This is a genomic window from Imperialibacter sp., assembly GCF_040222815.1.
Lineage (GTDB): Bacteria > Bacteroidota > Bacteroidia > Cytophagales > Cyclobacteriaceae > Imperialibacter.
The window spans coordinates 98,631-112,269 of sequence record NZ_JAVKCH010000022.1; the positions used below are offsets into that span (position 1 = coordinate 98,631).

8 protein-coding genes are annotated in these 13,639 nt (G+C 48.4%); 1 reads left to right on the forward strand and 7 read right to left on the reverse strand.

Going from position 1 to position 13,639, the window contains the following annotated elements:
* Positions 1 to 147: 147 nt before the first annotated feature.
* From RIF36_RS10255 to RIF36_RS10285, 7 genes are all read right to left on the reverse strand, one after another.
* Positions 148 to 1,284, reverse strand: a complete 1,137-nt coding sequence (locus RIF36_RS10255; protein WP_350070954.1) for a hypothetical protein — start codon at positions 1,282 to 1,284, stop codon at positions 148 to 150.
* Positions 1,285 to 1,475: 191 nt separating this feature from the next.
* Complete coding sequence (locus RIF36_RS10260; RefSeq protein ID WP_350128946.1) at positions 1,476 to 4,103, reverse strand: ABC transporter permease; 2,628 nt, start codon at positions 4,101 to 4,103, stop codon at positions 1,476 to 1,478.
* A complete protein-coding gene (locus RIF36_RS10265) occupies positions 4,096 to 4,443 on the reverse strand; it encodes a PadR family transcriptional regulator (RefSeq protein ID WP_350070948.1) in 348 nt (115 codons plus the stop codon). Before RIF36_RS10265 ends, RIF36_RS10260 begins: the two co-directional genes overlap by 8 nt.
* 144 nt (positions 4,444 to 4,587) lie before the next feature.
* Positions 4,588 to 6,882 carry an aminotransferase class III-fold pyridoxal phosphate-dependent enzyme gene (locus tag RIF36_RS10270; RefSeq protein WP_350128943.1) on the reverse strand — a complete coding sequence of 765 codons (2,295 nt, stop codon included), beginning with the start codon at positions 6,880 to 6,882 and terminating at the stop codon, positions 4,588 to 4,590.
* Between the two features lie 265 nt (positions 6,883 to 7,147).
* Positions 7,148 to 8,023, reverse strand: a complete 876-nt coding sequence (locus RIF36_RS10275) for an alpha/beta hydrolase (RefSeq protein WP_350128940.1) — start codon at positions 8,021 to 8,023, stop codon at positions 7,148 to 7,150.
* Positions 8,024 to 8,226: 203 nt separating this feature from the next.
* On the reverse strand, positions 8,227 to 8,724 hold the full coding sequence (gene msrB / locus RIF36_RS10280) for a peptide-methionine (R)-S-oxide reductase MsrB (RefSeq protein ID WP_350128937.1): 498 nt from the start codon (positions 8,722 to 8,724) through the stop codon (positions 8,227 to 8,229).
* 263 nt (positions 8,725 to 8,987) lie between these two features.
* Positions 8,988 to 11,429 carry an ABC transporter permease gene (locus RIF36_RS10285; protein ID WP_350128934.1) on the reverse strand — a complete coding sequence of 814 codons (2,442 nt, stop codon included), beginning with the start codon at positions 11,427 to 11,429 and terminating at the stop codon, positions 8,988 to 8,990.
* A gap of 150 nt (positions 11,430 to 11,579) precedes the next feature.
* On the opposite strand from RIF36_RS10285, the gene RIF36_RS10290 reads away from it, so the two are divergent.
* A complete protein-coding gene (locus RIF36_RS10290; RefSeq protein WP_350070933.1) occupies positions 11,580 to 13,562 on the forward strand; it encodes a CocE/NonD family hydrolase in 1,983 nt (660 codons plus the stop codon).
* Positions 13,563 to 13,639: the final 77 nt, after the last annotated feature.

Below are 13,639 nucleotides of genomic sequence, written 5' to 3' on the forward strand. Positions count from 1 at the left end.
AAATTAGCAGCCTGGATATGCCGTCATTAGGACGGGTTAGAAATTCGACTTTATGATTGTAGAGGCATCATGTTTAGCAAAGCCCGGCGGCTACTATCACGTCTTTGAGCTTGCATCAATATGAGGGTTAACTGGTGCGGAAAACCATCAATAATTGCGGTAATAATCTCTGATCTTATTGATAGCCTGATTGTAAAGTGGTGCCGTAAATTCCTCGAACATAAACTGTGGACTTGGGGCTGATGCTTCCACTGTATTTACCATCTTGAGCTCTTCATCGCTCAGTGCCCGTTCATCACCATTGAACGACGCCCACCTGATGGCCCAGGTGTACTCGCTGGGAAACTTTTCTTGTGTAAGCACTTTCTTCAGGCCATTGTCGAATACTTTGAAGTCCAGCACCCCGGTGCCCGTAATGGCTTTTTCATTGGTTGTAAGTTTGGCCTTGACCGTTCCATAGATTTTCTCATTGTTTCTTGTAGCGATAACCACACTGTCACGGCTTACATCAGTGGTTGTTTTGTTGCTGTATATATTGCCCAGGTTGAACCGGTCAAATTCCATGGTAATGATATGATCCACATAGTCCAATTTCTGCGAGTTGACTTCACCAGGAGTAAAAAACCGCACATATTGGTTGATCATATTGTTGTGCAGGTATTCGTTGATTTTGTTTACAAAAAATTCATGCCTGATTTCAAACATCCTTGAAGGGGAAGGAATGGGTTCTACTACTACACGAAGCGTGGCAAAATAAAGCGACTCTCCAAGTTTCTGTTCCACATCTTTGAACCGGGGGGCCAACGCCTGAGCTGCCTGAAAATGCTGATGGGCTTCAATGGCCTTTATTCTTTGGTCTTTTTTTCTCAATGCTTCTACGCCCAGGTTATAGTGAACTTCAGCAGCCTTGTTTTTTGCGTCTGTCAGCTCTGCATCGTAGCGGGCAGGCTTTGGTACTACCTGTCGGCAGCCAGGGCATCTTTGGATTTCGTCGGCCAGAAAATTGATGTATTGATAGTTTCTCGCAATCACCTCCCACTTCATGATGTCGTTCGAAGCTCTTGCTGTTTTTATATTCCCCAAATGCGATTCAAGCGCATATTTGTAGGCATTGGCCAATGTTGCCTTCGCTTTCTTTTGACCGTCGTTGGAACGAAGCCGATTGATAGCCTGCGTAACCGCTTTTTCATAGTCGCCCTTCTGAAGCGCCTTTTTTCCACTGGCACAGCCCGATAACAGGGCAATAGTGCCTGAAATGATAAGCAGGTGATAATATTTCTTCATGGTTAGTTGGCTTTGGTGCTAAGATAGGGATACCAGAAATAATGCCAACAAAAACCTGTCGCCATTTAAGGGCTATTGCTCCTTAGTGTAGCGTGACTCATCAAAAAAGTTTGATTCCATACTATGTTGACCATTTTCCAGGCAGAGTTGATGTAGCGAAATATGGTAGGCAAGTGCGATCACCATACAACCTACTCACTCCTCAATGTACTGGCCGGGTTGGCCTTCAGTGATTTTAGCGCATAGCTACCCAATACTACCCAGGAGGTAACCATCACAATGCCAGCTGCAAGCAGGTAGGCAAATGGTCCGAGATTGATCCTGAAAGCGAATCCTTCCAGCCAGTCGTTCATCACATAGTAGTTGAGTGGCACGGCAATGAGCAAGCTTATAAGAAACAAGGTCGTTGATTGCTTTAAAAGGATCATAAGCAGTTGCGGCACCGAGGCACCCAGCACCTTTCTTATGGCCATCTCTTTCATCCGCTGCACCACGGTGAAGCTTGCCAGGCCAAGAATACCCAGCACGGCAACCAGGATGGCCATAAAAGTAGCATAGAGTGTCATAGATCCTATCCGCTCTTCTGTTTCGTAAAGGTTTTGGAACTGCTGATCGACAAAGGTGTAGTCAATCGGATGATTGGTGTCAAAACCTTTCCAGGCGTTCTCAATTTGAGCCATGGTTTCGCCGAGTCCGGCGGCATTGAGGCGCACGAGCAGCATGTTGTAGCGATTGCTATTTCTACCCCGGAAAACGTGGATGACAGGTTCTACAGCATTGGCCAATGACCGGAAGTTGAAATCTTTTACTACCCCAATCACCTCAAAACCTTCGTCAGAATCAGGGAACATGAGCTTATGACCTTCTACCGAAGTCCAGCCAAGTTGCTCCATGGCAGCCTGGTTGATCACTGACTTGCGTTGATCTGATCGCATGTCGATATCAAAATCTCTGCCTTCCAAAAAGTCAATATCCATTGTGGTGAAGTACTTGTCGTCGACGCTCACGAAGCGCCAGTCGAGCGGAGCCCTGTCTCTGGCATCTTCCGACTGCACCAGTACGAAACTCCCGCTGTACCTGCCTGGTGCGGAGTTGGAAGCGCTCACCGACTTCACCCCCGGCACTGCTTCAAGCGAATTGCGGAAAGCTGCCCACCGCTGTTCGTTTTCTTCACCCTCACCTGACCGTGCATTGATGATCAGTACATTGTCGGGATCGAAATTCATGTCTGCCGTCTTCATGAAGTTGATTTGCTGATACATGATCAGTACAGCGCTGACAAGCATCACAGCAATTGCGAATTGGCAGGTGACAAGAATATTTTTTGGGTCAAAGCCGCTCCTCTTTAGAGATGTGCTGCCGTGCATCACTTCTCCGGCTTTCAACTTCGAAAGGGTGAGGGTAGGGTAAATACCGGCCACCAACCCCAGGCCGATAATGCCTGCCAGGAGGCTGACCAATGGCATGGGCTCAAACAGAAATGCAAGTGACATTTGTTGCCCAAAAAGGTCTATGAAATAGGGTAGCAGAATAAAAGCCAATGCTATGCCCAGGATACTGCCGACGGCAAAAAGAAACGTAGTTTCTCCCGTAAACTGGAGAACCAGGTCTTTGCGCCCGGCACCAAACGTTTTGCGCACTGCCACCTCTTTGAACCTCCCAAGCGACTGTGCAGCGTTAAGGTTGGCGAAGTTGAAAAAGGCAATCAGCAGCAGCCCGACAGAAATATAGCCAAGGAAATAGCCGTATTGCTGCTGTCCGGTGTTGAAGTCGTAGTAGTCGGCGAGAGGCATCAGCTCCAGTGTGCCTCGTTCAGAGGGAACAACGAACTTTTCCACTAGTTGAGGGAATTGTGTCTTCAGGGTAGCTGGGTCTTTTCCGTTTTCCAACTGAAGGAAGCTGAGAACAAACGACGATACCCATCCGTAATCTCCGTCTGCAATCCACTGCTGCCGTCTCGACTCCATGTTTACCAGCATGTTGAAGTTGAAACTGGAGTTAAAGGGAAATTCTCCAAAAACGCCTGTCACCTCATAACTTACTGGCGTAGCAAGCTGCAGCTCTATTGTTTTACCAATTGGGTCGGCATCACCAAAAAGCCGCTCTGCCATGTTTTGACTTATGACGACGGATCTTGGGTTGGCGAAAACCTGTTCCTTTTGTCCACGCACCAAAGGAAAAGAAAACATGTTAAACAAGCCTTGCTCGCCGAAGGCCATTCTTTCGCTGAAATCCTGTCCACTGTACCTGATTGTCGTTTGCCCGCCAAAAATAATGCGTGAGATGTTTTTGATACCCGGAATAGCTTTTTGTACTTCTTCGGCGAGGGGTGGCCAGGTATCGCTCACGTCAATTTGCCCTCCTTCCGGCGTAGGCCTGGTACGATACAAAAAGTAAATGTCGTCAGCATTTTGGTGAAACTGGTCATAGGTGATGATGTCGTAAGCATAAACACCCAGCAGCAGACTTACAGCCACACCCAGGGTAAGGCCGAGCACATTGATGGAAGCAATGAACTTTCGGTGGCGGATGTTGCGCAGCGCAATCAGGAAATAACTCCCAAGCAATGGCCAGTAGGAGCCGTTGTATCTGAATTGTACTGAATGCTCTTCTTCGCTGATGTCGGCCGGGATGCCCATCTCCTGAATGGCTTTTTTGCAGGCCTCTTCTGAAGAGCAGCCCTGCGTTTGCAGCCGTTCAATGCTTTGTCGCAGGTGGTCTTCCAGTTCGGCGATTACGCCATCTTCCAGGTTCTTCTGCTTTCGGAGCTGTTGGCGCCATTGAGTGATGTGGCGTTCGATGAGTTGTTGATTATCCATGGAAAGTTTTTGAGTTGAGTGACCAAAGCTTCTGGAGTACATGGTGCATGGCCAGCCAATGTTCCTGCTCCTGATGAATGGCCGCCTTGCCAAGCTCGGTAATGGCGTAGTACTTGCGGTGACGGCCGTTGTCCGATTGGTTCCACTGCGAGGTGACCAGCCTTTCTTTCTCCAGCCTGTGGAGAACGGGGTACAGCATGCCGTCGGCCCATTCCAGTTGTCCGCCCGAGAGGGTCTTGATTTGTTGGATAATATCATACCCGTAGTTGGGGCCCTGCTGTAGGATACCCAGGATGAGAGGTTTGGAAGAAGCAGCAATCAATGATTTGGAAAAGTCCATATACTTAAGAAGTCTTTATACATAGATAATCAATGTATAATAGAAAAGCAAGTCAAGCCCCATGGAAAAGTCCGTTTGCGGCTGTTTCATGATTTACTCGCTTCGAAGCTGGGTTTTCGTGGGGAGTGCCACTGGGAGAGGGAGTTAGGCGTCGATCCAGCTGCCCAACGCCTCATCAATCGCCTGTAGCAACTCATCTGCATTGGCTTGCGTGAAGCACATGGGTGGCTTGATCTTCAGTGTATTGTCGAAAGGCCCGTCGGTACCTATGAGGATGTTCTGCTTTTTGAGTTTGTTTTTCACAAAGGCAGCCAGGTCGGTGAAGGGGTCTTTCCTTGCTTTGTCTTTTACTAACTCCAGCCCAAGAAAGAGTCCCTGCCCCCGGGCATTGCCTGCCCATTCATATTTTTTGGTCAGGTTCTCAAAGCCGTTGAGTATATAGGAGCCCAACTGCTGTGCATGCTGCGGCAGTTCTTCTTCCTCCAGCACGTCGAGCACTGCATGAGCTATGGCGCAGGACACTGGATTGCCGCCAAAGGAGCTGAAGAACTCCATGCCTGTTTCAAAAGAAGCAGCGATATCCTCGGTAGTCACAACAGCCCCCATGGGGTGGCCATTGGCAATCGGCTTGCCAAGGATAACGATATCCGGTACTACTTGCTGCATTTCGAAGCCCCAGAAGTAGTCGCCAAGTCTGCCAAAGCCTGTTTGCACTTCGTCGTTGATACAAACACCCCCATTGGCCCGAATAAAGGAATACATTTCTTTCAGGTAGCCTTTGGCCAGTGGAACCTGTCCACCACAGCCCACGATGGGTTCAGCGATGAAAGTACCGATGTCCAGATCACTTACTTTTATGCGGGCAATCAAGTCGGCTGCGTATTGTTTGCCAGCCGTACCATCGTTTTGGGTGTATCGGCCTTTGTAAGTGTTGGGCAGGGTGGCTTCAAGGATATGCTCGGCTTTGCCTTGTCCGCCTTGTCGGTTGTATTTGTAATGGCTGATGTCGATCACCTGCCGGGTGTTGCCATGGTAGCCATGCTCCATCACTACAATGCCTTTCTTGCGACTATGTGTTTGCGCCAGTCGCAGGGCCAGGTCGCTGGCAGCACTGCCAGAGTTGACGAAAAAGACTTTGGAAAATTTGGCTGGAAACTTACTCAGTAGCTTTTCCGCATAGTTGTTGTACACCTCGCTCAGGTAGCGGGTGTTGGTGTTGAGCCGGGCCATCTGCTGTTGGCCGGCCTGCACCACTCTGGGGTGGCAGTGCCCTACATGCGGGATATTGTTATAAGCATCGAGGTAGGTATTACCCAGGTCGTCGTGCATGTACTGAAAGGCGGCACTTGCCATGTGGATGGGCTTATCGAAGCTGATGGACAAAGCCTTACTGGCCACTTTCAGTCTTTTGCTAAGCAACATGTCGGTGTTGTCGACAATAGTAGGTGGCATGCCCAGCGCTGTGCGAAACTCATGGCTGACCCGCCGGGGATTCATCCGCACCCACTTTTCCAGTAGCTCCCAGGCAGGCTTTTCACTAATCGTGATATAGTCGCTGTTGGGCTTGAGGGTTTTGGTGTAAGCCGATTTGCTCACGCTCACCGCCAGCCGGGTACCGATGAGGTAAAATAGTAGGTCGACCTCTGGCGGAAGCAGGGGCATGACTTCGTTGAAGCCGGTAAGTACCGGAATGGCCCATTGGAGTGGTTCGTCCTTCCCAAACATCACGTAGGTAAGCGCTATAGCCAATTCATTGATCATCGGGCTGTAGCACATGTCGCCAAAGTCGATCAGGCCGGTGACTTTGTCGTCACTCACCAGTAAGTTCCAGTCGTTGGCATCGCCATGAATGATGGATTTTCTCAGGGCAGGCATCAACGGATCTACGACCTCTTTTTGCTGTAGGTAAAAATACTCTGCCCATTTGCGCTGCTTTGGATCTTTGATATCAGGGACATACCGAAGATTGCGTTGGTACAGCTTCAAATCCCAATCGAAGTCTTTGGCGGCAACTGCTGAGTAATATTGCCCTAGCAATGCCTTGTCCATTTTACCAAGAATTTGACCTAAAGAGTAATAGAGGGCAGTACTTGGGGTTGATTCGGCAAAGAAGGAGCCTTCAAGAAAGGTGAGCAGGCGCAGAAATATGGTTTCGCCACTGTTAGTTTGGATGGCTGTGGTTAGCTCCTGCCGGATATTGGCAATGGGGTTGGAAAAGTAGCTGGGCAGCTCGTTGTTGAGCAGCAATAGAATTTTATTCTCGGAATCCAGCAGTTCTTCAAGGCCAGGCTCTTCCTGATAAATTTTGAGTAGGAAGGTGCCCTTATCAGTTGTGACTTTGAAGTTGGTACTGTCGTAGCCTTCCAGACTTTTGAAGTCGGTGCAGGTGTGGTGGTAGTGTTCCTTGATCAATAAAAGAACGTCAAACTTATCGGTCATCAGGTATGATTTGTGCTTTTGTCCTCAAGCCGGACGGGCTGTTACTTTTCCTAGGATGAAAAGTAACCAAAAATCATCGAAAAATTAACGCACGGGCCATTTGTCCCGCACCCCTCCACCATTTTTCTCCCGCCCGCCGTGTCGGGGGCAACTAAGATCGAGAGCTTTATTTGGGAGGAAACTTCACCTTTTTAGATTTAGAAATTTGGGGATATTTGTCGTGCCCACAGCCGTAGCTGGTGGCCCGACAAATCTAGTAAACTGGTTAATCAATCACCTGATGCACTTCTAGCCAATCGGCCAGTCGATCCGCCCAGGAGTTGAATATTTCGTTTTTGGTGTTGACCATCCCTAACCCATGAGCGCCTTTTTCATAGATGTGCATTTCTGCGGGCACTCCTGCCTTCTTCAAGGCCAGATAAAAGTAAAGACTGTTTTCCACTGGCACTGCCGAGTCTTCAGTAGTGTGCACCAAGAAAGTAGGCGGAGTGAGGTTGGTTACCTGTTTTTCGTTCGACATCAAGGTTTGCTCCTCCTTGTTAGGCGAGTCGCCCAGCAGGTTGAACATAGAGCCCCGGTGTGTGAAGCTATCGTCCATATTGATTACCGGATAGCCCAGCACCATGTAGTTCGGTCTGGAACTGACTTTCTCTACAGCGTCTTTGCTGCTTTTGTCACCATCAGTGAAATGTGTGCCAAGACTGGACGCCAGGTGCCCACCGGCGGAGAAGCCCATGATGCCTATTTTGTTAGGGTCGAGGTTCCACTTGGCGGCATTACTGCGAACGGTTTTCAGCGCCCTGTCTGCATCCATTAGTGGAACTGGATGGGTATAGCCGCTTTTGTGAAAGCCCAGTCGATAATAGAGGACGAAGGCGGTCACACCACGGTCGTTGTACCATTTGGCTACCTGTTTGCCTTCGTGGTCATCAGCCAAATGGCCGTAGCCACCGCCGGGACAGATAACGACAGCCGATTTCTGTGCGTTTTTCGCAGCCGGATAGTAAGCCATCATATAAGGCTGGTCGGCATCTTCTTTACTTTTGGCCATGGGAGCACCGTCAGGCCAGAGGTATATTTTTTCCTGAGCGAAGCTGTTCAACGATATGCAAATGATTCCGAGTAAGAGTAGGTATTTCATACTTCCTTTTTTTTGAAAAGGAAATTACGGTGTTGATATGAAATAGCAAATAAGAAGTTGAAAAAGGGAGCCGAGAAGAGTTAGCAGGAGTTGGCGATTATATTGGGATGGCCACAGCGAGGGAAATTGTAAGAAAGGAGAGAATCAGGCGTATGGATACACACGCCTGAACTTTAATTTGGGTACAAGAACCCATGTAAATGCTACTTCTTCTCCGCTACAAACTCGAGTGAAACAGAATTCAGGCAATACCTCAGTCCGGTTGGCTTGGGCCCGTCAGGAAATACGTGGCCCAGGTGGCCACCACAACGGGCGCACAGCACTTCGTCTCTTACCATGCCGAGCGATTTATCAGTCCCAACGAGGATATTCTTCTTTTCCAGCGGCTGGTAGAAACTTGGCCATCCGGTGCCAGACTCAAATTTGGTCTGCGAGCTAAACAATGGAAGTGCGCATGCTGCACACACATATTCTCCTTTATCGTGGTTGTCCCAGTATTTGCCTGTGAAAGCTCTTTCAGTGCCCTTTTCTCTCAGCACATAGTATTGGTCGGCTGTCAGCTTTTCTTTCCATTGCGCTTCTGTTAGCTTAAACTCTCCTGTGCCCGTATTGGCAGCAACTTCTTTTTGTCCCTGTGCCTGGCAGCTGGTAACGAATACCAACATACCAAGGCCGGTCATTTTTATCAATAAGTTCTTCATGGCTTTCTTTTTTGGTATAACTACGAAGTTAACAAGAATGTTGGTTTACCTGGTTCAGTTTATTCGATCCAAACGTCATCAAGAAGACTGAACACATGAAGAAAGAAATAACAAAGCTCAAAATCCAAAAGGCAAACTAATAGCAAATCCAAAGCTCTGAACTTAAGCCTAGTGCCAAATTACCGACAAGTGGCGTTACAGTTCAATTTCGAATTTGGCGCTTATTTGTTTTTTTGCCTTTTGCTATTTGAGCCTTTACCCTGCTATTCATTCCTTAGCGTACTTACCGGATTCGAATAGGCCGCTTTGATCGCCTGGTAGCTGATGGTCAAGCCAACAATCATCAAAGTAAGCCCCCCTGCCAGCAAGAAGCTTCCCGGCCCAATATTGATTCGGAAACTGAAGTCATCAAGCCAGCCATCCATAAAGTAGTATACCACAGGCACCGCAATGAGCAGCGAGAACAGAATCAGCAGCGCAAAGCCTTTGGAAAGTAGAACGACAATGTTGCCAATAGTTGCACCCAGCACCTTGCGTATGCTGATTTCCTTCATTTTTTGCTGCGCCAGAAACATGATCAGCCCGTAGGAACCAAGGCAGGAAATAAGAATGGCAATTCCTGCAAAATAGCCAACAATGGTACCCAATCGCTCTTCATTTCGGTAGGAAGCGGCAAGAGTTTCATCCAGGAAGGTATACTCAAATGCCTTTTCAGGGAAATGTTTGATCCAAACCTGTTCAACGCCAGCGAGGGTTGCTGGCAAGTTTTCAGGATGAATTTTTATAGAGAACATAGTGAAGTTGGCCACGGATACCCTGAACGCCAGAGGACCTATAGGCTGTTGCAACGTCATGAAATGGAAGTCTTTGATTACTCCAACCACCTGGCAGTCATTTCCTTCCACCGTGAATTTTTTGCCAATGGCCTCTTCATTCGAACCAAAGCCGTAATCTTTCACAGCTGACTCATTAACGAGCACAGCGTTGAGGTGGTCAGTGCCAAACGACTTGTCAAAGTCTCTGCCAGCAACAATGCTCAGCCCGTAGGTGTCGATAAAGTCATAGTCTACTGACAGAACGGGTGCAATGATGTTTTCTTCTCTTGTATGTCCATCGGGAACAACAGGCCGATAGACAGACCCCAAGCCCAGTGGGTTATCGGAAAGGGTGGACGCCAACACATTGGGGCTCCTCATCATTTCGTCTTCGAACGTATTCATTCGTTGCCTCATGTTGCCTTCAACGCCTCCAAAAGCATTATTGAAATTATTGCTAAAAAGCGGCACGTTAATAATGAAGTCTTTTTCAAAACCCATAGGTCGGTTGCGCATGAAGTTGACCTGTTGGTATACTATGATGCCACCTGAGATTAAGATGATGGAAACGGTGAACTGGACAATAACCAGGGTTTTTCTGAATGACAAACCTGACCTTCCTTTGTTTGAGAGGATGCCTTTGAGCGAATTGGCGGGATCTATTTTGGTCACGAAGAAAGCGGGGTAGATACCAGCAGCCACAGCGGTGATCAACACCAGCCCCAGGAAGATTAATACATTAGTGATAGTTAGAAAATCGGAGTACACCAGCTCTTTGTCCGTGAGGGTATTGAGAGAGGGCAATAGATAGAAAGACAGCCCGGCGGCAATGAATGCCGCAGCCAGACTAACAACGAATGACTCTCCCAGGAACTGCATCACTAGTTGCGTTTTCCAGGCACCCAGTACTTTTCTCATGCCTATTTCTTTCGTCCGCTGCAGTGACCTTGCCGTGGATAGGTTAATGAAGTTAATGCAGGCAATGAGCAAAGTTAGAATGGCAATGGCAGAGAAAATATAAACAAATGTAACGTCCGACACTGCCTCTGGCTCAGCAGAGAGATTGGCATACAGCCGGGTATCGGTCATGGGAAATAGAGACCATTTTTGACCAATTTTGATGGGCTCTGGTACAAACTTGTCATAGAACTCCGGGAATCTTGCATTGGCAGTTGCTGCCGATTCTGCTTCCTTGAGTAGTACGTAAGTGTAGAGGTGAGAAGCCACCCAGTTTTGGTTCAGTCGCTCTCTTAGCTGCTGCCCATCCCCCTGCTCTATGTCAAACAAGTTGTCAAAGGGAGCGATCATATTGAACCTTACGTGAGAAGCACTCGGAAAGTCTTTGATCACGCCAGTTACATTGAAGGGATGGTTGCCGGCAAGGTAAATGGTCTTTCCAATAGGGTTTTCATCTCCAAAGTACTTTGTGGCGGCTTCCTCTACGAGCACAACCGAGTAGGGGCTTTTCAGCATCGTTTTTGGGTTGCCCGCCACATAGATGAAGGAAAAAATATCCTGAATTGTACTGTCCGCAAAAAAGACTCTGTTTTCTTCGAACTGTTTTTTGTTCCCTGCCTCATCCCTGACCTCTACGCTAGCATCCCTGTTATAAAGCCTGGCTGCGTTCTCTATTTCCGGGAAGAATTCTGTCAGGTGAGGAGCAATAGGCAAAGGACTTCGTGCGAGATTGAATCCATTGATTTCATATTTGAGCCTGTAAATGCGATCACTCTTGGTGTGAAACTTATCATAGCTCAACTCATCCTGCACATATATGAAGAGGAGCAGGCAGCAGGTAAGGCCGATGGACAGCCCAAGAATATTGATGAGAGAATAGGCCTTGTGACGCAGAAGATTCCTTATCGCCACTTTGAAGTAGTTCTTAAGCATGTCCTTTGAGGTTTGAGATACTGTATGAGCGAATTAATGTGAAAAAGGTTGCTTTTATTACGCTAATGGTGGAAATCAATTTCCTTGCGTCACTATTTTTATATCGGTTGACGGCCGTGGAAGGAACGATTACTCCAAAATAGAAAGCAAATGCCCATACACAGAGTGCTTACTGATAAAGAATTGAGCCGCAGGGAGTTTGTCCGCACATCCGGGTTGCTGGGCCTCATGGTGTATGGCGGCGGGGTGCTGACGAGCTGCAAAGCGGAAAGTGACACCCCTTTCGATGCGATTGTCGAGAATGATATCATGGTGACCATGCGGGATGGGGTACGACTTGCCACCGACGTTTATTTTCCTGCAAAAGGCAAAAAGAGAGTTGATAAGGCCCTTCCGGTGATTCTGGAACGCACACCTTACGGCAAGCATTTGCCAGTCGTTTCTGAAGTGACAGCCGCAGATACAAAAACCTATAAGAACAGAGTGGAGGTTGCTGAATTCTTTGTCAGCGAAGGCTACATTGTAGTCTATCAGGACTGCCGTGGTCGCTATAATTCCGAAGGTGAGTATGTGAAGTACTTGTCCGACCCAAACGATGGTTTCGATACATGTGAGTGGATTTTGAAGCAGCCATGGTGCAACGGGAAAATTGGCACAATGGGTTTGTCGTATGCCGCTCATAATCAGGCATCACTGGCCAGTGCCGGTGCGCCCGGCGTGGTGGCGATGTGGCTCGACTCGGGTGGCTTTTCTAATAGTTATCAGGGGGGCATTCGGCAGGGAGGAGCCTTCGAACTCAAGCAGGTCACCTGGGCGATTCGAAATGGCCCGAAAGACCCGGAAGCATTGCAAGATTCGGTAGTGCAGGAGATTTATAAAAACATGGACGTCAAGGGGTGGTTTAAAAAGATGCCATGGCAACCGGGTAATTCTCCCTTAACTGCGGTGCCTGAATACGAGGACTACGTGTTTGAACAATGGCAGCATGGCAACTTCGACGATTATTGGAAGCAACCCGGCATTTATGCGCAGGGGTATTACGATAAATTCCCCAACGCCGCACAGGTGCATATGAGTGGCTGGTACGATCCCTATCCCCGAACGGCTATTGATAACTATATGGGCATGAAGAAGCTCGGCAAGGGGCCTTTGAAACTCATCATTGGGCCGTGGATGCATGGCAGGAGATCGTTCACTTACGCTGGTGATGTTGATTTTGGGCCCCAAGCCACCCTCGATACAAACCTGTCGCCCGACTACCTCACAGCCAGGCTGCGTTGGTTCGATCAATGGATGAAGGGAGAGAACAACGGTACCAAAGAAGAGCCAGAGGTAGCAGTGTTTGTGATGGGAGGGGGCAGCGGAAGGAAGAACGCTGAGGGAAGGCTTGACCATGGCGGTAAGTGGAGGTTTGCTAGGCAATGGCCAATACCTGAAGCGCAGGAGTTGAAATTGTATTTGAGCAGCGAGGGAGGATTAAAACGCCAGCTGGCCACAGATGGAAAGTCTCTTTCATTTATGTACGACCCCGACCATCCCGTGCCGAGCGTCGGAGGAAACATTACGTCGGGTGCGCCCATTATGGAAGGCGGGGCCTTTGATCAGGTGGAGGGGGAAAGGTTCTTTGGTTCAGAAAGTGAAGGTAGAAGGCTGTCGGATCGGTCGGACGTGCTCAGCTTTCAAACAGAGCCACTGGAGCAGGACATGGAGGTAACGGGGCATATACTCGCCAATCTTTGGGTATCGTCCGACTGTGTGGACACGGATTTTACCATGAAGCTCATCGATGTTTATCCGCCGTCAGAAGACTATCCAAACGGCTTTGCGATGAATCTTACGGACGGAATTTTGCGATGCAGGTACAGAGATTCATGGGAAAGGCCTTCGCTTATGACGCCAGGGGAGGTATATCCCATTTCCATAGAACCATTTCCCAGCAGCAACCTCTTCAAAAAGGGGCACAGCATAAGACTGGACATCTCCAGCAGTAACTTTCCGCACTTTGACCTTAACTTCAACACAGGCGAGCCGGAAGGAATGGCTTCCGCTAAGAAAGTGGCCACAAACACGGTTTATATGACCAGGGAACAGCCTTCGCACATTGTGCTACCTGTCATTCCGTTTGCGGACTGATGCAGCTTTTGCATAAATTGTTCGTCATTTTGATATGAATTTCCGTATACTCAACCATTCAAAATAAAAGGACTAAT